This window comes from Endozoicomonas numazuensis, from assembly GCF_000722635.1.
In the GTDB taxonomy this organism is placed as follows: domain Bacteria; phylum Pseudomonadota; class Gammaproteobacteria; order Pseudomonadales; family Endozoicomonadaceae; genus Endozoicomonas_A; species Endozoicomonas_A numazuensis.
In genome coordinates this window covers 1,231,711-1,252,627 of record NZ_JOKH01000001.1, presented here as the reverse complement: position 1 = coordinate 1,252,627, position 20,917 = coordinate 1,231,711, and the positions used below count along the sequence as shown (strand labels likewise).

Below are 20,917 nucleotides of genomic sequence, written 5' to 3'. Positions count from 1 at the left end.
CTGTTACTGTTTGGCAGAAGTGTATCAGCCAGAAGATTGAAAAAATAATGCAGCAGTTACCAGCAGACATGCCTCTAATAATTCAATCACAGCGCCAGCGACATCTCCTGTAAAGCCACCAATCCGCTGAGTACTTTCTCTTTTTAGCCAGACCCAGAAAGCGAGTGAAATCAGAGCTGGAAGCCACAATGTATTTCCAGCCGCCAGTAAAGGTATGCACAGGCTCAAAAACAGCACAAATTTACACTGGGCTCTCCCTGAATAATCAGCAAAAGCCTGCCCAAGCCCTTTCGGTCGTACATAATCAGAAAAGATAAACAGAGCCATACCCGCCGAACGACTTAGAACAGGAATCAATATGAGCACTAACCACCCAGACATCATAACCAGAGAAACTACTGCAGCCGCTTTCAATAAGAGCAGAACGACCAATATAAAGACCGCCATTGGCCCACAGGTAGGGTCTTTCATGATTTCCAGTGTGCGGTCTCTGTCACCCATACCGCCTACCCACGCATCAGCACAATCAGCAAGCCCATCGAGATGTAAACCACCACTGGCAAGTGTTAATACCGTAAAGGTAATAAATCCGATCAGGATGGTATGAACCATTGATAATGAGCCATGCCAGCTCATAAGAACCAGTTCAAGCAACCACCCAACGGACACGGCAAAAAGGCCCAGAATCAACCCCGCCATTGGCAAGTAAAGTAACGCCCGCCCCATATCATCGTCTTTGATCTGCTTTAATTGCCAGGTTGGAAACCGGGTAAAAAAAGTAATCGCCAAAGTTAAGGCTCTGCCATGAGCAACTAAATTAGTATTACAAGAAAGAGTATTATCCTTATCCATAATTTTCCTCACGACCATTCACGAACATTACCCTTGGCCACTGCTTCCCTTGCTCGTCGCGGTATACCTCAATACGTGTCAGACTGGCATAAGGAATATGCAACCGGGACATGGCCAGACTTTTGCTAATATCCATTCCTAAAATTAATGACAGCAACATGCGTATTACACCTGAATGGCAAACAAGAAGGATCTTGCTACCCGCTCTATGTTCCAACAACTTTTCCCAAGCCGACTGTACCCTGTTGTAGAAATGAGACAGGCTTTCCCCCTCAGGTGGTGTATGCGTCCAGGGATCACGCCAGAAATTTGATAACTCTGAAGCATTATGATGATGCAACCACTCATAAGAGTGGCCATCCCAAACACCAAAATTCATCTCCTGCCAATCACTCTCAATAGTAAGAGGCAGTTTTTTTTCGGCGGCATAAGTTTTTGCAAAAGCCTGACATCGCCTCAGTCCAGAGCTAACGATCAAGTCGTACCCTTCCAGTTCCTCCGTTGCCTTATGTAGCTGTTGCCAGCCCAAATTTGACAGAGGTAAATCGGAGCGTCCCAGCAGACAGTCATTTTTTTCTGGAAGACCATGACGTAGAAGATCAACTTTTGTGATCAAAACTTCAGTCAAAAGAACTCCTGGATTGTTCAGAGGAATACAATATTTCAGAAGCTGAAAAAGGGGTGGTAGTGTGTTGCTGATTAGTAGAGAGATGCAAGCGCTTTATTGATTTCCAGCATCATTTCTTTATCGGATTCTCTGGATGCCTGGCACCAGTGATCGAAGGCACTTCTATCGCTGAAAGTCTGATAAGCAAGCTCTGACAGTAAGGCTCTAGCTGAGGTGAGTGTCATCATTTGATTAGGGTTAATATCCCTTTGAGCCATCATGAGCTCAAAGCATTCTTTGAGTGAAGCCTCCAGTCGGTTAATTTTACTGGCCGGGTCACGAAGCTGCTGTTGAAGATAAGCAATAAATTGCGGGGTTTTCGAGGCATCTTGCCAATGACGGCCCACCTCACTCACAAAATCTTCCAGAGAGTTTGATTTTCCATTCAACTCCGACCCTTTACCAGTGCACTCTCGCAGCTTAAAAACAGCCTGAATAAACTCATCCGTCTTCTGTCTTATTGCTGCCACCAGGGTATCTTTGAGATGCTGTCGACTTCTTCGGTCAATAGCCTTTCTTTTTCTGGCGACCAAGCCTAAAGCTTTGAATAGACGGGGCTTTACCCACTGCAACTTTCTTCCCAGTTTACGTATCACACTGCTTCGTTTCAGCCGCTGAGAAAAAGTTTGTCTTCGGGTGACAGTACTCCTAAGCTTTACCAGCTTTCTCCCTTGAAACCAGACCAATGGAGACGACTGACCAATAGTCAGCAGCTTCTGATAGATCCGGGTTTTCTCGATTTTGAAAGCCATGAAGATTCAATCCATAAATCTGTTTCGGGTCAGGGTCTATCTGTTAACATAGCTGATACCGCAACTCCCAACGAATCCAGCCCTAGCATGAGTCGAATTTTATATTCAATATTATTGTACATGGCAATACCTGCTGTCTTAATCAAGCTGGTTCTGCGCGCTAGAAAATCCCCTGCCTACCGTCTTCGATGGGGAGAACGTTTTGGGTTTATCCAGAAACTGCCCCAAGACAAGCCGGTCATCTGGATCCACTCGGTCTCTGTGGGTGAAGCGATAGCCAGCGCCCCCATGGTTAAAGCCTTGATGGGTCATTACCCTAATCACCAGTTTGTTATCACGACCATGACTCCAACCGGCTCAGAGCGTGTTAGAAAGATTTATGGTGACAGCGTTTATCATGTGTACTGCCCCTATGATTTACCTGATGTGCAAAACCGGTTTTTAAACCGGATTCATCCACAAATGGCTCTGATGATGGAAACAGAGCTTTGGCCCAATACCATTGCAGCCTGCAAAGCCAGAAATATTCCTGTTGTAATTGTGAATGCCAGATTGTCAGAAAAGTCCTCCCGGGGTTACGCAAAATTGGGGTCCCTGACCCGGAAAATGATGCAAAATATTCATCAGGTTGCCTGTCAGAATGAAAACGATGGAGAAAGGTTCAGGCAACTGGGCTTACCCAACGAGCACCTGACCATTACCGGCAGCGTTAAATTTGACTTATCAGTAGATGATGAAATCAATAAAAGCGCAGCTCTGCTGAAATCCTCCTGGGAATCAGGGTTAGGTCATAAAGCCCAAATTCTGATTGCCGCCAGTACCCACGATGGTGAAGACAAACCGGTTCTGGATGCCTTTAAAACAATACTCAAGAAACGACCAGACACCTTGTTGCTTCTCGTTCCCAGACACCCCGAGCGCTTCAATAGTGTTTTTGAATTGTCTAAAAGCCAGGGACTCAACACCATCAGGCACAGTCAGGCCACAGAAACGTCACCCGACACTCAGGTGATTATTGGCGATACCATGGGTGAGTTAATGAAGCTCTATGCAACATCAGACATTGCCTTTGTTGGGGGCAGCCTGATTAAGAATGGAGGCCATAACATGCTGGAGCCCGCTGCACTGGGAGTTCCGGTTTTATCAGGCCCCAGCGTTTACAACTTCACTGATATCAGTCAGCAGTTGGAAGACGCTGGAGGCATGAGGACTATACAAAACTCAGAGCAGCTGGCAGCCGCTGTTACAGAGCTTCTGGCAGACGATGCGGCCAGAAAAAAGATGGGCAGCCAGGCACAGGCTTTTGTTGAAGGCAATAAAGGAGCACTGCAAAAGCTTCTTAAGCTGGTAACAGAAACTATTGATCGTCTTCACTGAGAATAACGCCATATAAAAAAATAGCGCCGATGTCAGCGCTATTTTTTTCTACCTTATGACTGTTTAGTCACTCAGTCTGCTCGACACTGGGCAGGAATGGATATCTCTTCTGAAGAAACAATCCAGCTGTTCAGTTCAGAAAGATCTTCAGGGTTCAGAGTCCCTGCTGTCTGCTTCAGTTTCAGAGTATTCACAATGAAATCATAACGAGCATTCAGATAATCACGCTGCGCCGCAAACAAAGTCTTCTGTGCATCCAGAACGTCTGTAATGTTGCGAGTACCCACTTCATAACCACTTTGAGTGGCTTTCAGAGCACTTTCAGAAGAAACAATACCCTGACACCGGGCTTCTACACGGGAAACATCAGAGTTAACCGTACGAAACAGGTTGCGGGTTCCAGAGTTTATCTCACGCAAGGCCTTGTCGTAATTCTGCTGCACAGACTCCATCTGGTAAGTGGCTTGACGTACCTTGGAGCTGGTTCCACCACCAGCAAACAGAGGCAGTGTGAACTTGACGCCTACTACCGTCTGGTCACCGTCTCCGGTAGTCAAAGCGCCATTGGAAGATGGCAGACCTCTAGAGTGATCACCATTGCTTGAGTTATAGGTATAAGTGGCAAAAGCATCGACTGTTGGGGCATGCCCTGACTTCTGAACCTTTATGTTGCTCTCTGAAGCCTTCAGGCTTTCACGCGCTGACTCAAGCTGCAGGTTGTTCTTGATAGCGTTGTTCACCCACTCATCAGAATTGGCAGGTGCAGGAGCACTGACCGGCATGGTTTTTTTCAGCTTGCCAATGTCCTGAATATCCTGATCAGTGATTGTTCTCAATGATTCATAAGCAACTGAGAGATTATTTTCCCCATCAATTCTGGCCACTCGAGAATCGTCATAGCGTGCCCTGGCTTCGAGGACATCAGTCTCCGCGATAAGACCAACATTATAACGTTCACGAGCCTGATCCAGCTGCTGCTTAACAGCCTTTTCTTCAGCAACGTCCGTGATCAGGCTGTCTTCCGCTCTCAGCACATTAAAGTAAGCTTCTGAAACTCTGAGGATCAGGTTTTGCTGCTCGTATCCAAAGGTAGCTTCAGCTTGAGCACTCTGAAATTTGGCAGAATCGTAGCCAAACCAGCTGGCCAGATTAAATAGCGGTTGATTAAGGGACGCTCCCCAAGTATTGGAGTTATAGCTGTCCTTTACGTCATCCGCAGTCGTTTCAGTTTTTGTCTTGTTATACTGTGTGCCCCCGGACAGGGAGAGGTTAGGCAATAAGAGCGCACGCGCCTGGGTACTGCCTTCCTGGGTTGCCATCATGTCAGCCCGAGCCGCAGCCAGTTGGGCATCATTTTTCAACGCCAGATTATAAACATCGAGTAAGTTGTACTCTGTCTCAGCCGCTTGGGCAGACAGTATTGAGCCGGCCAGGGCTGCCAGCAAAAAGCCTTTACGAAAAGTTCGTGGCATATCTCCAGTTCCTTGAAAAATGGGCCCGAAAGCCGAACAATGATGTGAGTATAACTGCTGTAACTCAAGCGCAACCGGGTGAATTTACACTAGGAGCCTGACCGAGAATAGTGGTCAAGAATAAAATTCAGTAGAACGAGGCCATTTTTTCGATAAATTTGTGCGAATAGTGGGCCTATTCAATCAAATTTATCGGAAAAATGGGCCGTTCTTTCTGGATTTTAGGCCGACCTGCCTATTCTCGGTCAGGCTCCTAGTTTACCTGTCGTCAAAAGCAATAAACCGGGTTTGTGAAGATTTTAACTTAATTCTTCACAGTCACGACCTCAACAACAGCCCGATCAACATTCCGGCACCGAATTATCAACCACAGTCTTTTAATTAGGCAGGTACTGTTTCATGCTGAACATGAACTTTCAAGAATCCATTATCATTCAAACCGAGAAACAAGAGTGGCAGCCCAGTCCAGCCAGCACAGTATTCCGCAAACAACTGGCCCGTGAAGACAAAGAGTCCGGACATGCAACCAGCATTGTCCAATACGTTGCAGGAGCCAGTTTTCCTGAGCATCCACACCCCACTGGCGAAGAAATTTTAGTACTCTCAGGGATTTTCTCTGATGAAACGGGAGACTTTGGCTCGGGCACCTACATCAGAAACCCTCCAGGGAGTCATCATGCTCCGTTCAGCAAGGATGGTTGCATTATTTTTGTAAAGCTCTGTCAGTTTGATCCTGCAGACAGGCAAACCGTTCGAATCAATATTTTCGAATCTCTTGAAAAAGAAGCCTCAGATAAAATAACAGAAGTCTCTCTCCATCAATTTGAGAGTAAGAGAACCTCTCTTCTGAGCATTCCTGCGGGCGAAACTCCTTATCTTCGAAACAAACCAGGAGGTGTAGAACTCCTTATTGTTTCAGGAAAACTTTCAACCCATTCCGAAGATTGGCCTGTCAATACATGGATACGCACCCCCCACTGCGATTATGATCTGCAGCCAGTAAATGACGACACCATTCTTTTAATAAAGTCTGGCCATCTTCCTCTATGACAAGGCCATGCACTATGATTGAGATTATGGACTCTAAGACTGACAAGGCTCGCTATAAAGCCAACCTGATCAAACAACAGAGCTTGTGTGAAAGGAATTTTCACAAACTCATGCATCTGCTTCCCGATCTGGAGAGCAACGACAATGTTGCTCTATCATTTTATTTCGCTGGCCAGGAGGGTCGTGCATTGTTTCAGGTATTGGAACGTGCGCCTTTTACAACGGTTCTGCAAGTCGATCTGGATGCAGCCTGGGGTGAATGGCTGAAACTCCCCGAGTTCAGAATTCGGATCTATCTGGATGTTAGAATGGCTGAGATCATTAGCGTCAATCAAGACCGGCACTTCAAGGCTATCTACCCCTACCCTAATGAAAAAATGCTACTACCTGATGAAAAAGAGCAACTGAATCAGCTTTTCAGTGAATGGTTAAACTTTTGTCTCAGTCATGGTTTTAATCAAAACATCCAAGTATGAACCGGAAAACGTGCGAAGTTTCACTGTTTTATTCCCATCTCCCTGATAAAATCATGGAAAGCCTTCGCTGCATCAGTAACGAATTATGAGCCAGCTTATGACCGGAACACGTATCATCCAGTTAACAGATACTCATCTGTTCGGCTCTCGTGATGGCAGACTGATGGGAGCAGACACCAACCAGAGCCTTCAGGCTGTCTGGGAGCAGATTCAGTCTTCATCCTTTAACCCGGACGCTATCCTGGTTACCGGTGACCTTACCCAAGACGACAGCCTGGAATCCTATCAGAGCTTGAAAACACTTCTGGATACCAGTGATAAACCTTATCTCTGGACCTGTGGAAACCATGACGTTCTGACCCTGATGCATCAAGTCAGCCCTGAGGCCATGAACCCCTATCTGGATCTGGGCTCCTGGCAAATTATTATGATGAACTCCCAGATTCCAGGGCAGATCCCGGGTTTTTTGTCGAGCAAAGAGCTCCAGCTCTTGTCTCAGCATCTTTCCCAAAACCCTGACAAGCATACTCTGGTCGCCTTCCACCACCCAGCCTACTCTATTGAGAGCCAGTGGCTGGACAATATCAGCCTGAAGAATGCCGAACAGTTTATGAACGTGATCAAGCCATACCCTAATGTCCGAGTGGTACTGAATGGTCATATCCATCAGGAACGAGATCAATTCATTCAAAATGTCCGGTTTCTCTCAACCCCTTCCACCTGTGTTCAGTTCAAGCCTAAATGCGACAATTTCATGCTGGATGACCGCCGGCCTGGCTACAGAGAGCTTGAACTTATGCCTGACGGCAGTGTCAACACCCGGGTGATTCGTCTGGAAGGCTACTCCCTGGAACTGGACCTCGCCGCAAACGGCTATTGATACCCTCGTTCATATGAATATTTCTTATTAAAACCTTGGCTACTTTTTCCTAGATTGAGAGATAGGAGCAGTAAAAAAGGAAGTAAGGATATGTCCAGGGTAAGGTCAATGCAGTACGATGACCAGGATGAGTCTTTCTGGGATTCAGGCCAGGAATACAGGAAGAGACAAACCGCTAAGGAACGCTGCAAGGAAAGAAAAAACAAATCAATACGCCAGGGTATCAATGATTATTGGGATAAAAGATCCCTGCGCCATAATCTCGCCGGTTCCTATGATGACTTTGATGATGACGATGACACGGGTCAATTGGATGACGTTGAGAGTCAACAACCTCGACATTGAAATTAATGTGAAAGCCGCCCACTCAAGGCGGCTTTTTTCATTGAATCTCAGGACTCCAGAAAACGCATCAGAGTACGGGCAACCAGCTCTGGCTTTTCAGCATGCAGCCAATGACCGGTATCCGCTATTTCTCTCATAGACGCATTGGGAAAATGTTTAAGCACCTCTTCCCTGTGTTCTGCCAGAATGTAATCTGAGTGACCTCCTTTCAGGAACAGCACATCTCCCTCAAAAGAGCCTTTTGCAGAGGGCCCGGCAAGAATATTCAGATAATGATGATGAATAGCATCCAGATTCATTCGCCAGCTGTAGCTGCCCGCCTCATTTCGATAAAGGTTTTTTAGCAGAAATGATCGAACTGCCAGCTCCTCTACATGTTGGCGCAGAGCCTGGTCAGCGTCTCCTCTTTTTTGCATATTCTCCAGGTCCACCGCAAACAAACCGGAAAACACATCATCGTGGCGTCGTACTTTGTAATGAACCGGCGCTATATCCATGACCGCCAATCTCTCCACTCGATCGGGATACGCCAGCGCCACCTCCATCACTACTTTTCCGCCCATGGAATGCCCAAGCAAATGCGCTTTTTCAATCTGCTGTTCATCAAGGTACTCGACGATATCCTCCGCCATAACGGAATAGTCCATTGCAGCATCATGAGGAGAACGGCCATGATTTCGAACATCCAGACCATGAACCCTGAACTTCTCTGCCAATTGACGATTGATAGCGCCCAGATTCTCCTGCGATCCGAATAGTCCGTGCACACTGATCAGGTGCTCACCTTCCCCCTGCTGTCTGGCATACAACTTCATGAGTTCTTCTATCTCTCCTATTAACGTGCTCCGGTTCTGATATTGGCCGGCCCACATTATTAACATGTGAGTAATTTTACTGATTCGGCCTGTAATTATCAGGATATTTTTGCACGGCTGCAAAACATACTATTAAGAAGTTAAATAAATGCAATACCGAAGCACACTGTCGCTTTACCTTGCCAACCTGCTGACATCAGGTTCCTAGAACAGCCATAAGCGAAAAAATCATTTCTTGCCCTGTAGGAATGAAATGATTTTCAAAAACTCGTTTCTGCCTATGAGGCCAAAAGCCATGTCTAAAGAAACTTTCAGCCTTGATTCCTATCTGGAAGAATTGCAAGCACTGATCAATATTGACTGTGGAACCAACACGCCCTCTGGCGTCGCTGCCATCGCCGACATAATGACCGGCAAGTACGAAGCCATCGGCTGGCATGTTGCCAGACAATCCTTCGGTGAATCAGTAGGACCCGGACTTCAGGTAACCAATAAGCCAGATGCCCAGGAATACGACATCATGCTGGTTGGCCATATGGACACAGTATTTCCACAGGGTACTGTATCAGAATGGTCTTTCACCCGGGATACGGAAAAAGCCTATGGACCTGGTGTAGCCGATATGAAATCCGGCCTGCTGAACATTTTTCTAACCCTGAAAAACCTGCCTGAAGATATTCTGGACCGCCTGAGTATTTGTGTCTGCATGAACCCGGATGAAGAAACCGGCTCCACCTATTCTGCGGACTGGATCAAGAGTGTAGCCTTGAAAAGTCGCTGCGTTCTGGTTGCCGAAGCGGCTCGTGTAGATGGCTCTCTGGTAAAAGCCAGAAAAGGTCTGGCCGTTTATGACATTGAATTCCACGGTAAAGCGGCCCATGCTGGCAATGAACCTCAGAAAGGCATATCAGCCATTACCGAGTTTGCTCAATGGGTGAATCGTCTGAATCAGGAAACCAATTTTGAAACCGGCACAACCCTGAATTTCGGCACTATAGAAGGAGGCACCACCAGCAACGTAGTGCCAGACTTTGCCAAAGCTGTTCTGGATATCCGCTTCTGGAACAACGACGATTATGACGGTATTGAACAGCTGATCAATGAAATGGCTGAAAGGCCCTTTCTGGAAGGTATGAGGATTAAGCTCAATCGCATTGCCCACAAACCTGCTTTTACTCCCAACGAGAAAAGTGAAAAATTGATGGCTGTGATCGAAGAGAGCGGTGAACAAATGGGCCTGCCTGTTACCTGGATGGCTGTTGGCGGAGGCTCAGATGCCAACTACACAGGCGCACTGGGCATACCGACTGTTGATGGCCTTGGACCAATTGGTGCAGGTATGCACAGCCGAAACGAATTCCTTCAACTGGATTCTATTGAGCCTCGCCTGCAACTTCTACGCAACGTCATTATCAACCTGGCAGAAAAACCTATTTGATCATCTCCTGTCAGGAAAGCATTATGCTTTCCTGACTTGCTATCATTTCTACACCGCTGACGCTTCTCCAGACATACTGCTAATCTGAATCGTATAACTTCACTCTTTGGTAAGGACACCATTATGAAAGGGCCTCAATGGATCTTCGGCCTGCTGATCTCTGTTTTCTGTATATCTGTCTGGTCTGAGCCCGTTCCTCCTCTGCAACCTGAACTACCCTCTGCACAGGTACAATCTGACGAAGAAGGTTGGTGGGGCACCGGCTTTATGGTGGGAACCGTTTCTTCAAAAGGTTGGGAAAGCGGCTTTATCTGGGAATCGGGAGAGCTCGAAGTCCAACTTGGAGAGGGTGCCTACACTGCGAAAAGCTATCCTGCTGAAGCCTATGATGTTTCAGTTCAACCTGAATACCGCTACCTCTGGGACAAACTGAGGGTTTCAAGCACTCCTGTCGTCATCAAGTACAAATACCCTTTCTGGTATAACTCCATGGCTACTAATAGTCGCTACCGTGTTATTGAGGCCAGACCCGTTGAAAGCAGTTTTTCAAAAACCCCTTCATTCACTCAATTCCCAAATGGCATTGATTCAAATCCAGCCATAGAGAACTCAAAAATTTTTGGCCAATGGCAAACATTTGGATTAATTCTTCATGTGGCTCGCTGGGGACAAGTGATCCTTGATCACAAATGTACCGTCTACCTCCATCTTGGGGGCATGGCCCGAATTCAGAAACAAAGGCAAGTCTACAAACCCGCTCTGGAATACAATGTTTATCAGAATGATTATGAAGTCAAAACCGTTCTGACTTATGAAACTTACGAGGTAGAAGCTCCAAATGTTGTACAACTGTTCACGTACAATGAAGCCATCTGCCGCTATGCCGAAGATGCAGCGATATCACAATCAGAAGTTTATGTTGAATACACAGGTCTGAGAACCCAGGCAGATACTGAAACATACTCTATTCTGCATTCAATTCAGGTTGAATCTCCCTATGACGATGGAGAGTAACTTTCTGTCGTAGGCAGCAAAATTCAGAGCTATTCTGATTTTGTCCACACTTTTGAAAACACTCAGCTCTATCCCAATCATCTGTAGCAGGCAGAATAAAAGCTTAGGATTTGTCTTGAAATAACTTCCCGATTAAAACATGAACTCCGTTTACCCTGAGCCTGCCGAAGGGTGGTGGTCAAATAAGGAAGTTATTTACGGACTATTCCTTAGTCGTAAGCCGTTTCCATCAATTGTAGGTGTGACCGCATCAACAATTACTGTTGTAGCCATTATTGGTATTGTTGTATGTATCTACAAAAAACTGCCATGATCATGGCGAATTCCAATGAATTACTGAAGTTACGCAGCTGAGAACAAACAAAGATGCGTAACTTCAATAAACGGCCTTAAACAGAAACAGCCGCCTTGATATGAGGATGAGCCTGATAATCCACCAGCTCAAAATCATCAATGGTAAATTCAAACAAATCTTTGATCGCAGTATTCAGCTTCATGGTGGGTGAAGGGAACGGCTTTCGAGTCAATTGTTCTTCGGCCTGTTCCAGATGATTGGAGTAAAGATGCGCGTCACCAAAGGTGTGAACAAAATCTCCCAACTCCAGATCACACACCTGGGCAATCATCATGGTTAACAGTGCATAAGAAGCAATGTTAAAAGGCACACCCAGGAAAATATCCGCACTGCGCTGGTAAAGCTGGCAGGAAAGCTTGCCATCCAGAACATAGAACTGGAAAAGACAATGGCAGGGAGGCAAAGCCTGCTTACCCATAGCGGCATTCTCTTTAGGACTGAACTTCACATCGGGCAGCACACTCGGATTCCAGGCACTGATCACCAGTCTTCTGGAGTCGGGATTGGTTTTGATTTCATCCAGTAACCACTGAATCTGATCAAACGTTTCACCGTTCGCACCTTCCCAGCTACGCCACTGCTTACCGTAAACAGGACCCAGATCACCTTCGTCCGTTGCCCATTCGTCCCAGATTCTGACACCGTTTTCTTTCAGGTAGTCAATATTAGTGTCGCCCTTCAGGAACCAGAGTAGCTCGTGAATAATTGAGCGCAGGTGACACTTTTTAGTGGTCACCAATGGGAAACCTTCCGATAGATCAAAGCGCATCTGATAACCAAACACACTGTATGTACCAGTGCCTGTGCGATCAGATTTGAAAGTGCCCTGTTCTTTCACATGACGCAGGAGATCCAGATACTGTTTCATGACTTTGATCCTTTTTTGTTGCTGCTCATGGCGGTTTTCTTGCCAGGCTTGGGGGCATGCTTTTTCAGCCAGGACAGGTCATCCTGATTTAGTCCATTCACCAATGGACACTTTTTATAGGCTACCATCATAAGACCCAAACCCAGAAGAATCATGGGTACCGTCAATAACTGCCCCATTGTCAGCCAGTCAAAAGCAATAAAGCCCAGCTGTTCGTCAGGCTGCCTGACAAACTCCACACAGAACCGACCCACACCATAAATCAACAGGAATAATCCGGACACCGCCATACGGGGACGAGGCTTAGCTGAGAACCACCAAAGCACTCCAAACAGAATAATCCCCTCAATAACAAACTGGTAAAGCTGTGATGGATGCCTTGGCATTTGCGAGGGGTCGGTGGGGAAAACCATAGCCCATGGGACATCCGATACCCGTCCCCACAACTCGCCACCAATAAAGTTACCCAAACGCCCCATACCCAACCCCAGTGGTACAACCGGAGCGATAAAGTCCGTCATTTGGAAGAAATTCTTGTCGATCTTGCGGCCATAGAGGAAAACAGCCAGCAGCACTCCCAGCAGCCCACCATGAAAAGACATGCCTCCTTCCCAAATGCTGAACAGCCAGAGCGGATTTTGCAGGAAGTAGTCAAAGTTATAGAACAGCACATAGCCCATGCGCCCACCGACTATGACCCCGACAGCCACGTAGAACAAGAGGTCTCCGATCTGCTCGGGGTTCCACAAGCCATTGGATTTTTTAGCTCTCTGGACGGCCAGCCACCAGCCACCGGCAAAACCCACCAGATACATAAGACCGTACCAATGAACTTTGAGAGGACCAAGACTGATCGCAACGGGATCAATTAGAGGATATGGGATCACAGGAGGATTCCAGATTTTTCTCGAGGTTAACTAACACACACTGTTCTCATTGGTTACAAGAAAGTGCTCATGAATATTTGATAGATCAGTGTATCAGCAGGATACAGGAATGAGCCAGCTTCAATCAGAAGCTGGCTGGATTCTTTGCATTGCATTACATAGAAAAGAGAAACTCACAGCCTACAACCAAAAGCAGTAAGGCAAACAGTTTCTGCAGCTTCTCGGAGGAAAGTTTATGGGCCAGCTGCGCGCCAAAACGGGCAAATAACATACTGGTCAAGACAATGCCCAGAAAGGCAGGCCAGTAAACATAACCGGTACTCATTGCCGGCAACAGTTCATTCTCTCTGCCCAAAAACATATTGGCTGCAGCGCCCATAACCGCAATAGGCAAGCCACATGCGGCTGAAGTAGCCACAGCCTGACCCATTGAGAGGTTACATTTACGTAAAAAAGGAACCGACAGCGTTCCGCCGCCTATACCAAAAATACTGGAAGCCCAGCCTATCACTCCACCCGCCGCTATCAGCACGGGTCGGCCAGGTACCTTACTGCTCTCAGAAGGTTTGAAGCCAAACCACATTTTCGCAGCAACCGCCAGGGCAAAAATACCGATCGCTTTCTGCAACATTGGTCCAGACATTTGTATTGCCGTGTAAACCCCTAGCCAGGAGCCCAGCAAAATACCTACCGTCAAAACACTGAATACAGGCCACTGAACCGCCCCCTTGGAATGATGGGCACGAATGGAACTGAGTGAGGTAATAACAATAGTGGCAAGAGAGGTACCCACAGCCAGATGGGTCAGAATTTCAGGGGACAACCCCTGCAATTTAAAACTGAAAACCAGTACAGGGACAATGACCAGACCGCCACCAATCCCGAATAGACCAGCCAGTGTACCGGCAAGAGCACCGAGCAAAAGATAAGAAAGAAAAATCATTAAACAGCAATCCAGCTAAGCAGCCACAGACCGGAAATCCTGTCATGATTCTCCGTGCCTGAGTCCATCATATATAATCAGGGCAACACCTCCTGAAGAGATGAACACCAATCCTTATTTTAAATGAAATCAACAAGTTAATTGACCAAAAAATGCCTATTAAGTTCATCTCTTTCAGAAAACCCCTCTATCTGCCCTATCCTGGACTACTTTGAAGACCACATCGCAGCATCTTCCCTGAATCCAGATCGTTACACAATATCAAAAACTGAATACGAATATTGACCAATGGGTCTGCCAGTAGCCATTCCTTCTCCTATTCTTATCCTTTACAATTTTTTATATAACAATAATTAAAATGGCTATGATCATGAAGCTCAGCTGGAAGGACTCAGCCACAAACCTTTTAATCGGGCTGTTCACTCGACTACCCTTGGCTGTCTATTCAGCTATTGGCTTGATACTTTCTTATGGCTTGCGAGTCAAAAAAAGTCATATAGCCAGAGCATCACTGCAGCAAGCTATTCATCCTGTATCCGAAAAAAGACTGCAAGAGATCTTACGCCAGTCTGCCCGCCATACTGTTAATTATGTACTCACTCTCCCGGTACTGAATAAAGTGGCCTACCAGCTGCATCATCAGAATGTTCTTGATCAGGCTTTTTCTGAAGACAAGGGTATTGTCATCATATCACTCCATATGGGACCACCCGACCTGGGAACGATGGCACTCTCACAGCTCGGTTTGCCCGCCACCACCCTGATTGGTTCAGGAAAACATTCCCCCCTGGTTCACAGCCTTGGTAAAGGGCTCCTTCAACAGGCCGGCATTGACCCCATCGTAAAAGGAGATCCTACTGCCGTCCTTCAGGCACTGAAGCAAAAGAAAGCCGTATTCTTATACAGCGACCTCCGCTCAAGAGAAATGCCAGTGACATTTTTTGGCCAGGAAACCCGAGCACCTGCCAGTGGCATCATGACGGCCCATTTATTGAAAGCACCGGTCCTCTTTCACTATTGCACTCTGGAAGATAACCAATGGCAATTGCATTTTGAGCCAGTACCACTGACCCACTCAGGGAATAAGAAACAAGATGCCCAGCACGACCTGCAACAGCTGATGCATAGAATGGAGCAGGTAATCAGGGAAAATCCGGAGCTGTGGATCTGGCATTACGATCGGTTCAAGTTGAAAAACCAAGTGTCCCGAAGCAAGGGCTTCTCGCTGTTCCAATCAAAACCCGATGTGTCATAAAAGCGTCCGGGGCAGGTAAAGATTAATTAAGACTAGGCTACTGAACGACAGTGTTCACTCTCTGTTCAGGTTCTGCAAACTAGACTGCATGCGAGTCAGTTAACTTCTGATTCGGCGAGCATAACCATTACGGCGGCCCCCCCTATAGTCCGCCATTTTTTTATCTTTGATAAACGTTCTTATTCATTCTATTGATGGACTTTGTCGAACAGACCTCAATCTCTCGACCACCTTCGAAGCTTCTGGCCTTTTGCCTGGATCAGGATGCGTACAGTCATTAATAATCTCAACAATTGACTTAAGCATGACGCTTTCAGATTGAGAGTGCTGTACTGATTGATAAGCAGGAGCATCGGCTTTTAAATGCCTGAAATAGCGTGACAGTGGCACCTGATCCCACTGTTTATCTTTCTCCGCAATCTCTCCAAGTGGTATAGAACGATCCCATTCAAAGAACGTCCATAAAGGTTGCCCCACCCGACTGCTCAAAACCATTTCGTGGCCTTCAGGAGTGAGATAAAACGCTTCAGCCAGCAGCAGCCAACCACTCAGTGAGGTACGCCCCCTCCTTTTTTAGCGCCACTACTCCTTCTTGCCTTTGTTGAGGACTCTATATCATTGATAAGCGCTCTGTAAAACTTCTGCATAGAGCAACAACTCGCACAGTATCATCAAATCTAAATACATGCTTTCAGGCTCACTTTTGCGTGATTATCCCAATAAAGCAGTCTTTGGAGTGATACCAACATATGATATCATCTATTACAATATCATATATGAACGCAAAACACCGGAAAACGCTTGTAGCAATATTCAACGATCAGTTCCAAAACAGCTGGAATGGAAGGCTATAGAAGCACTTTTGACCGCTGTAGGAGCTGAAATTATAGAGGGACGAGGTTCTCGTGTCAGGTTTCACAAACATGGGGGAATTGGCACTTTCCACAGACCCCATCCCAAAAAAGAGGCAAAGCCGTATCAGGTGAAAGATGCAAGAGACTTTCTGATAAGGATTGGAGTTAAACCATGAATACGATGATTTATAAAGGCTACGCAGCCAGCATTGAGTACAGTGATGATGACGAATGCTTCATCGGACATATCGCCGGTATAAAAGACCGAATTGGCTTTCATGGTGAGTCTGTTGCCGATTTAAAAAATGCTTTTCATGAAGCAGTAGATGACTACCTCGAAACCTGTTCAGCTATCGGAAAAGAGCCTCAGAAGCCTTACTCTGGCAAGTTGATGCTACGCATCCCACCCGAGCTGCATGCTTCAATCGCAATTGCTGCTCAGGTTAGTGGACAAAGTATTAATCAGTGGATTTCAAAAGCTTTATCACAGGCATCAAGAATTTAGGTTGGTTTTCGAGATACATGTAAGTAAAAGTCAATTACTGTATTTCTACTCTGAATAATTTTTCAGTTTATAAAGAAATAATCCAATAGCTAATAGGACAGATATCACCTGAACTACTGGATATATATCAAACCTCCCACATATTAATTTAATACCACCCGAGCAAATTAAAGCAATAGAATTAAAAATATAACTTAATACCCCCAGTATCAGAGAAGAAAGCAACTCTCATGTCTAGCTAAGTCAACGTTCAAAATTTTTCACTGGTGACTGTCTTAAAACCTCTTTAAGATGGGTAGATTAACCTTTCCAAAAATATCATTTTTTCCTTTTATATCAATAAGTTAATCATACCTTCCTATTTAATAAAAAGTCCTGAAAGCTGTAGACATTTATACGGATAATCTCTATAACGTTAATTGTGACGAACACAAACAGAGCACCTGTACACTAACAGTGTCGTGTTATTCGCAGCTACAACAATACAGTGCCCAGATAAACAAAAATATTAGTACGCCAATGATCATGGAGGTCATGGCGAGGGGGAGCCTGATATGTCTATTTTTTCTCATTACCAGGAAAGGTACGAATCGACTCAACAAGAGGAGATGAGCCTGCAGGAGTACCTGGATCTTTGCAAAACCGACCCTGGTGCCTATGCCAATGCGGCAGAGAGAATGCTGTCAGCCATTGGCGAACCAGAAATTATTGATACGTCCCGTGATCCACGACAGAGCCGTATCTTTTCCAATAAGCTGATCAAGCGTTATCCTGCATTTGAAGAATTCTATGGCATGGAAGAAGCGATCGAACAGATTGTTTCTTACTTCAAGCATGCTGCCCAGGGTCTGGAAGAAAAGAAACAGATCTTGTATCTGCTGGGTCCGGTAGGTGGCGGTAAGTCATCTCTGGCTGAGCGCCTGAAAGCCCTGATGGAAGTTAAACCTTTTTACGCTATCAAGGGATCACCGGTCTTTGAATCTCCACTGGGATTATTTAACCCAGAAGAAGATGGAAAAATCCTGACTGAGGAATACAAAATTCCCGGTCGTTATCTGAAATACATCATGTCACCCTGGGCAGTTAAACGCCTGCATGAATTCGGTGGTGATATTTCGAAATTCCGTGTTGTTAAAGTCTACCCAAGTCGTTTAAATCAGGTGGCAATTGCCAAGACTGAGCCGGGTGATGAAAACAACCAGGATATTTCCAGCCTGGTAGGCAAGGTCGACATTCGTCAGCTGGAAGAGTTCTCCCAGGATGATCCGGATGCTTACAGCTTCTCCGGTGCTCTGTGCCGCGCCAACCAAGGTGTGATGGAGTTTGTAGAGATGTTCAAAGCCCCTGTGAAGGTGCTGCACCCTCTGCTGACAGCCACACAGGAAGGTAATTACAACTCTACTGAAGGTATGGGTGCCATTCCTTTTGAGGGCATCCTGCTCGCTCACTCCAACGAATCCGAGTGGCAGACCTTCCGTAACAACAAAACCAACGAAGCGTTCATTGACCGTGTCAACATCGTTAAGGTGCCTTACTGCACACGTATCAATGAAGAAGTAGGGATCTACGAAAAACTGCTGGAACACAGTTCTTTGAAAAATGCGCCTTGCGCACCAGACACCCTGAAAATGCTGGCCCAGTTCTCCGTTCTGTCCCGCATCAAAGAGCCAGATAACTCTTCTGTTTTCTCCAAAATGCGTGTCTACAACGGTGAAAACCTGAAAGATACCGATCCCAATGCCAAGCCTTTGCAGGAATATAAAGATGCTGCAGGCGTTGATGAAGGCATGGACGGTCTTTCTACCCGTTTCGCATTCAAGATTCTGTCCAAGGTCTTCAACTTCGATTCTACCGAAGTTGCCGCTAACCCAGTTCACCTGATGTACGTACTGGAACAACAGATTGAACAGCAGCAGTTCCCGGATGAAGTGACCGACCGCTACATGCGCTTCATCAAGGAATACCTGACACCTAAATATGTTGAGTTCCTGGGCAAGGAAATTCAGACCGCGTACCTTGAGTCTTACTCCGATTACGGTCAGAACATCTTTGACCGTTACATCACTTACGCAGATTTCTGGATTCAGGATCAGGAGTTCCGTGATCCTGACACAGGTCACATTCTGGATCGGGGCGCCCTGAATGATGAGCTGGAGAAAATCGAAAAGCCTGCTGGCATCGCTAACCCGAAAGACTTCCGTAACGAAGTGGTTAACTTTGTATTGCGTGCCCGTGCTAACCACGAAGGTAAAAACCCAAGCTGGTTGAGCTATGAGAAAATGCGTGCAGTGATCGAGAAGAAGATGTTCTCGAACACCGAAGACCTGCTGCCAGTGATCTCCTTCAACGCAAAAGGTTCGAACGAAGATCAACGCAAGCATGCTGACTTTGTTAAGCGCATGGTTGAGTACGGATACACCGAAAAACAGGTTCGTCTGCTTTCCGAATGGTACATCCGGGTTCGTAAGTCTCAGTAAAGCCTTTAGCTGCTTATAAAGACACTGATGAGAAACGTCGCCAACTCTTACAGTTTGGCGGCGATTTATGATCAACCACCACGGCGCCTTTGCGGGCGCTTCTGCATCTTGTTTTATCTGACAAGCCACCATTGTAGAAGTATGTCGTTTATTAGAAAAAATATTTATTTTCAAACAAACGACATTGCCATGGCAGTAGCAAAACAACCCTGAGCTAATAGTAGTCCTGGATATAACAATCACCAGGCCTATGGAACAGTACCCAAGGAGAGCGTCCTATGAGCATAATAATTGACCGACGCCTCAACGCGAAAAAGAAAAGCACGGTCAACCGTCAGCGTTTCCTGAGGCGCTATAAAGGTCTGGTAAAAGAGGCAGTACAGGATGCTGTTGATCAACGTTCCATTACCGACGTTGATAGTGGCAGTGATATCAGCATTCCCAAGAAAGATTTGTCAGAGCCGGTTTTTCACCACGGTCAGGGTGGCCGGGTAGAACAGGTTCATCCGGGCAATAAAGAATTCACTACCGGTGACCGTTTCCAGCGTCCGGAAGGTGGCGGTGGTCAGGGTAGCGGTGAAGGCGAAGCCAGTAACAGTGGTTCTGGTGAAGATGATTTCATTTTCTCCATCAATCGCGAAGAGTTTCTGGAATACCTTTTTGAAGATCTGGAACTACCCAACCTGCTTCGCAAAGAGCTAAAGGATTCTACCGACTTTAAACTGAAAAGAGCCGGTTACACGACTGCAGGCTCTCCTGACAGGCTGAACGTAGTTCGCTCTTTGAAAGCCGCCCATGCCCGTCGGATTGCTCTTTCTGGCAAGGAAAGAAAAGAGATTCGCGCATTAAAGCGACAGCTGCGTGAAATGGAAGTGAGCCCCGAAACCAACGATGAAACGTTAAGACAAGCACTCAAGGATCAGATTGCGACACTGAACAAAAAACTCAAGCGACTGCCGTTTATTGACGAATTTGATCTTAAATTCAATAACATGGTAAAAGTGCCGCAGCCTTCCAGCAAGGCCGTCATGTTCTGTGTCATGGATGTTTCGGGTTCCATGACCCGGGAAATCAAGGACATTGCCAAACGCTTTTTCCTGTTGCTTTATCTGTTTCTGGAGCGCAACTACGAAAAGATCGAAGTCGTATTCATTCGTCATCACAGTGAAGCCCGTGAGTGCAACGAACACGACTTTTTCTATGCCAGAGAAACCGGCGGCACCGTTGTATCATCTGCTCTGACACTGACTGATGACATCATTACAGAAAGGTATTCACCAAACGAGTGGAACATCTATGTAGCCCAGGCATCCGATGGTGATAACTGGGAAGCAGACTCCACCAAATGTCGCAATATTATTATCGACAAACTGCTGCCGCTGACTCAGTACTACTCCTATGTAGAAATCACTGATCGTCACCATCAGAACCTGTGGCATGAATACAAAATGATCGAAAAGAATCACGCTGGTCACTTTGCTATGCAGCAGATTCGAAATGCGGGAGAGATCTTCCCGGTCTTCCGCAAACTGTTCGAAAAGAAGGAGGGTCAAAATGCCTGATATGGAACGCCATGAACAGGAAGCCCATCAGCATAAAGCAGGGCCTTCTCCCGAATCACAGATCCACACCGAC

Annotated in this window: 22 protein-coding genes; 13 read left to right on the top strand and 9 right to left on the bottom strand. The window is 46.2% G+C overall.

What is annotated here, in order from left to right; translation table 11 throughout:
* Positions 1-24: 24 nt before the first annotated feature.
* The 3 genes from GZ78_RS05500 to GZ78_RS05490 all read right to left on the bottom strand — a co-directional run bounded on the left by GZ78_RS05500 (position 25) and on the right by GZ78_RS05490 (position 2,271).
* The gene (locus GZ78_RS05500) at positions 25-852 is read right to left on the bottom strand and encodes an adenosylcobinamide-GDP ribazoletransferase (RefSeq protein WP_051785846.1); all 828 of its coding nucleotides are present in this window, start codon (positions 850-852) and stop codon (positions 25-27) included.
* Positions 845-1,480: a histidine phosphatase family protein gene (locus GZ78_RS05495; protein ID WP_051785845.1), complete on the bottom strand. Its 636-nt coding sequence runs from the start codon at positions 1,478-1,480 to the stop codon at positions 845-847. Before GZ78_RS05495 ends, GZ78_RS05500 begins: the two co-directional genes overlap by 8 nt.
* 71 nt (positions 1,481-1,551) lie before the next feature.
* Complete coding sequence (locus GZ78_RS05490) at positions 1,552-2,271, bottom strand: hypothetical protein (protein ID WP_034833359.1); 720 nt, start codon at positions 2,269-2,271, stop codon at positions 1,552-1,554.
* An 87-nt stretch (positions 2,272-2,358) separates the two neighbouring features.
* Here GZ78_RS05490 and waaA point away from each other — a divergent pair, with 87 nt between their 5' ends.
* Complete coding sequence (waaA, locus tag GZ78_RS05485) at positions 2,359-3,648, top strand: lipid IV(A) 3-deoxy-D-manno-octulosonic acid transferase (protein WP_034833357.1); 1,290 nt, start codon at positions 2,359-2,361, stop codon at positions 3,646-3,648.
* Between the two features lie 71 nt (positions 3,649-3,719).
* Here waaA and GZ78_RS05480 read toward each other — a convergent pair whose 3' ends face one another.
* Positions 3,720-5,120 carry a TolC family outer membrane protein gene (locus GZ78_RS05480; protein ID WP_034833355.1) on the bottom strand — a complete coding sequence of 467 codons (1,401 nt, stop codon included), beginning with the start codon at positions 5,118-5,120 and terminating at the stop codon, positions 3,720-3,722.
* A 399-nt stretch (positions 5,121-5,519) separates the two neighbouring features.
* On the opposite strand from GZ78_RS05480, the gene GZ78_RS05475 reads away from it, so the two are divergent.
* The 4 genes from GZ78_RS05475 to GZ78_RS05460 all read left to right on the top strand — a co-directional run bounded on the left by GZ78_RS05475 (position 5,520) and on the right by GZ78_RS05460 (position 7,871).
* Positions 5,520-6,170: a cupin domain-containing protein gene (locus GZ78_RS05475; RefSeq protein ID WP_034833354.1), complete on the top strand. Its 651-nt coding sequence runs from the start codon at positions 5,520-5,522 to the stop codon at positions 6,168-6,170.
* A gap of 26 nt (positions 6,171-6,196) precedes the next feature.
* A complete protein-coding gene (locus GZ78_RS05470; protein WP_034834250.1) occupies positions 6,197-6,646 on the top strand; it encodes a DUF1249 domain-containing protein in 450 nt (149 codons plus the stop codon).
* 85 nt (positions 6,647-6,731) lie between these two features.
* Positions 6,732-7,526, top strand: coding sequence for a 3',5'-cyclic-AMP phosphodiesterase (gene cpdA / locus GZ78_RS05465; RefSeq protein WP_034833352.1), 795 nt, complete (start codon positions 6,732-6,734; stop codon positions 7,524-7,526).
* Positions 7,527-7,634: 108 nt separating this feature from the next.
* Positions 7,635-7,871 (top strand): hypothetical protein, encoded by a 237-nt coding sequence (locus tag GZ78_RS05460; RefSeq protein WP_034833350.1) that lies wholly within the window; start codon positions 7,635-7,637, stop codon positions 7,869-7,871.
* 47 nt (positions 7,872-7,918) lie between these two features.
* On the opposite strand, the gene GZ78_RS05455 is transcribed toward GZ78_RS05460, so the two are convergent.
* Positions 7,919-8,686: an alpha/beta fold hydrolase gene (locus GZ78_RS05455; RefSeq protein WP_034834249.1), complete on the bottom strand. Its 768-nt coding sequence runs from the start codon at positions 8,684-8,686 to the stop codon at positions 7,919-7,921.
* A 295-nt stretch (positions 8,687-8,981) separates the two neighbouring features.
* Between GZ78_RS05455 and GZ78_RS05450 the strand changes: the two genes are divergently transcribed.
* From GZ78_RS05450 to GZ78_RS29315, 3 genes are all read left to right on the top strand, one after another.
* Positions 8,982-10,124 carry a M20 family metallopeptidase gene (locus tag GZ78_RS05450; protein WP_034834247.1) on the top strand — a complete coding sequence of 381 codons (1,143 nt, stop codon included), beginning with the start codon at positions 8,982-8,984 and terminating at the stop codon, positions 10,122-10,124.
* Positions 10,125-10,247: 123 nt separating this feature from the next.
* Positions 10,248-11,138: a hypothetical protein gene (locus tag GZ78_RS05445; RefSeq protein WP_034833349.1), complete on the top strand. Its 891-nt coding sequence runs from the start codon at positions 10,248-10,250 to the stop codon at positions 11,136-11,138.
* Between the two features lie 139 nt (positions 11,139-11,277).
* A complete protein-coding gene (locus GZ78_RS29315) occupies positions 11,278-11,451 on the top strand; it encodes a hypothetical protein (RefSeq protein WP_161787313.1) in 174 nt (57 codons plus the stop codon).
* Between the two features lie 76 nt (positions 11,452-11,527).
* On the opposite strand, the gene GZ78_RS05440 is transcribed toward GZ78_RS29315, so the two are convergent.
* From GZ78_RS05440 to GZ78_RS05430, 3 genes are all read right to left on the bottom strand, one after another.
* Positions 11,528-12,361: a thymidylate synthase gene (locus tag GZ78_RS05440; protein WP_034833347.1), complete on the bottom strand. Its 834-nt coding sequence runs from the start codon at positions 12,359-12,361 to the stop codon at positions 11,528-11,530.
* Positions 12,358-13,248: a prolipoprotein diacylglyceryl transferase gene (gene lgt, locus GZ78_RS05435; protein WP_081869684.1), complete on the bottom strand. Its 891-nt coding sequence runs from the start codon at positions 13,246-13,248 to the stop codon at positions 12,358-12,360. The genes GZ78_RS05440 and lgt overlap by 4 nt, the downstream gene beginning before the upstream one ends.
* A gap of 154 nt (positions 13,249-13,402) precedes the next feature.
* A complete protein-coding gene (locus GZ78_RS05430) occupies positions 13,403-14,191 on the bottom strand; it encodes a sulfite exporter TauE/SafE family protein (RefSeq protein ID WP_034833345.1) in 789 nt (262 codons plus the stop codon).
* A 370-nt stretch (positions 14,192-14,561) separates the two neighbouring features.
* Between GZ78_RS05430 and GZ78_RS27175 the strand changes: the two genes are divergently transcribed.
* The gene (locus tag GZ78_RS27175; RefSeq protein ID WP_051785843.1) at positions 14,562-15,446 is read left to right on the top strand and encodes a lysophospholipid acyltransferase family protein; all 885 of its coding nucleotides are present in this window, start codon (positions 14,562-14,564) and stop codon (positions 15,444-15,446) included.
* Positions 15,447-15,629: 183 nt separating this feature from the next.
* On the opposite strand, the gene GZ78_RS05420 is transcribed toward GZ78_RS27175, so the two are convergent.
* Positions 15,630-15,941, bottom strand: a complete 312-nt coding sequence (locus tag GZ78_RS05420) for a protein kinase family protein (RefSeq protein ID WP_034833344.1) — start codon at positions 15,939-15,941, stop codon at positions 15,630-15,632.
* Between the two features lie 208 nt (positions 15,942-16,149).
* Between GZ78_RS05420 and GZ78_RS05415 the strand changes: the two genes are divergently transcribed.
* The 4 genes from GZ78_RS05415 to GZ78_RS05400 all read left to right on the top strand — a co-directional run bounded on the left by GZ78_RS05415 (position 16,150) and on the right by GZ78_RS05400 (position 20,844).
* Positions 16,150-16,476 carry a type II toxin-antitoxin system HicA family toxin gene (locus GZ78_RS05415; RefSeq protein ID WP_236631479.1) on the top strand — a complete coding sequence of 109 codons (327 nt, stop codon included), beginning with the start codon at positions 16,150-16,152 and terminating at the stop codon, positions 16,474-16,476.
* Complete coding sequence (locus GZ78_RS05410) at positions 16,473-16,805, top strand: type II toxin-antitoxin system HicB family antitoxin (RefSeq protein WP_034833342.1); 333 nt, start codon at positions 16,473-16,475, stop codon at positions 16,803-16,805. Before GZ78_RS05415 ends, GZ78_RS05410 begins: the two co-directional genes overlap by 4 nt.
* A gap of 554 nt (positions 16,806-17,359) precedes the next feature.
* Positions 17,360-19,282 carry a PrkA family serine protein kinase gene (locus GZ78_RS05405; RefSeq protein WP_034833340.1) on the top strand — a complete coding sequence of 641 codons (1,923 nt, stop codon included), beginning with the start codon at positions 17,360-17,362 and terminating at the stop codon, positions 19,280-19,282.
* Positions 19,283-19,560: 278 nt separating this feature from the next.
* On the top strand, positions 19,561-20,844 hold the full coding sequence (locus tag GZ78_RS05400) for a YeaH/YhbH family protein (protein ID WP_034833338.1): 1,284 nt from the start codon (positions 19,561-19,563) through the stop codon (positions 20,842-20,844).
* The last annotated feature ends 73 nt before the right edge of the window (positions 20,845-20,917 follow it).

Coding starts and splice junctions, on each gene's coding strand:
- GZ78_RS05500 (WP_051785846.1), bottom strand. CDS start 852: ATGGATAAGGATAATACTCTTTCTTGTAATACTAATTTAGTTGCTCAT.
- GZ78_RS05410 (WP_034833342.1), top strand. CDS start 16,473: ATGAATACGATGATTTATAAAGGCTACGCAGCCAGCATTGAGTACAGT.
- GZ78_RS05440 (WP_034833347.1), bottom strand. CDS start 12,361: ATGAAACAGTATCTGGATCTCCTGCGTCATGTGAAAGAACAGGGCACT.
- waaA (WP_034833357.1), top strand. CDS start 2,359: ATGAGTCGAATTTTATATTCAATATTATTGTACATGGCAATACCTGCT.
- GZ78_RS05470 (WP_034834250.1), top strand. CDS start 6,197: ATGGACTCTAAGACTGACAAGGCTCGCTATAAAGCCAACCTGATCAAA.
- GZ78_RS05480 (WP_034833355.1), bottom strand. CDS start 5,120: ATGCCACGAACTTTTCGTAAAGGCTTTTTGCTGGCAGCCCTGGCCGGC.
- GZ78_RS05430 (WP_034833345.1), bottom strand. CDS start 14,191: ATGATTTTTCTTTCTTATCTTTTGCTCGGTGCTCTTGCCGGTACACTG.
- GZ78_RS05420 (WP_034833344.1), bottom strand. CDS start 15,941: ATGGTTTTGAGCAGTCGGGTGGGGCAACCTTTATGGACGTTCTTTGAA.
- GZ78_RS29315 (WP_161787313.1), top strand. CDS start 11,278: ATGAACTCCGTTTACCCTGAGCCTGCCGAAGGGTGGTGGTCAAATAAG.
- GZ78_RS05445 (WP_034833349.1), top strand. CDS start 10,248: ATGAAAGGGCCTCAATGGATCTTCGGCCTGCTGATCTCTGTTTTCTGT.
- GZ78_RS05475 (WP_034833354.1), top strand. CDS start 5,520: ATGCTGAACATGAACTTTCAAGAATCCATTATCATTCAAACCGAGAAA.
- GZ78_RS05460 (WP_034833350.1), top strand. CDS start 7,635: ATGCAGTACGATGACCAGGATGAGTCTTTCTGGGATTCAGGCCAGGAA.
- GZ78_RS05400 (WP_034833338.1), top strand. CDS start 19,561: ATGAGCATAATAATTGACCGACGCCTCAACGCGAAAAAGAAAAGCACG.
- GZ78_RS05405 (WP_034833340.1), top strand. CDS start 17,360: ATGTCTATTTTTTCTCATTACCAGGAAAGGTACGAATCGACTCAACAA.
- GZ78_RS05450 (WP_034834247.1), top strand. CDS start 8,982: ATGTCTAAAGAAACTTTCAGCCTTGATTCCTATCTGGAAGAATTGCAA.
- GZ78_RS27175 (WP_051785843.1), top strand. CDS start 14,562: ATGAAGCTCAGCTGGAAGGACTCAGCCACAAACCTTTTAATCGGGCTG.
- cpdA (WP_034833352.1), top strand. CDS start 6,732: ATGAGCCAGCTTATGACCGGAACACGTATCATCCAGTTAACAGATACT.
- GZ78_RS05490 (WP_034833359.1), bottom strand. CDS start 2,271: ATGGCTTTCAAAATCGAGAAAACCCGGATCTATCAGAAGCTGCTGACT.
- GZ78_RS05455 (WP_034834249.1), bottom strand. CDS start 8,686: ATGAAGTTGTATGCCAGACAGCAGGGGGAAGGTGAGCACCTGATCAGT.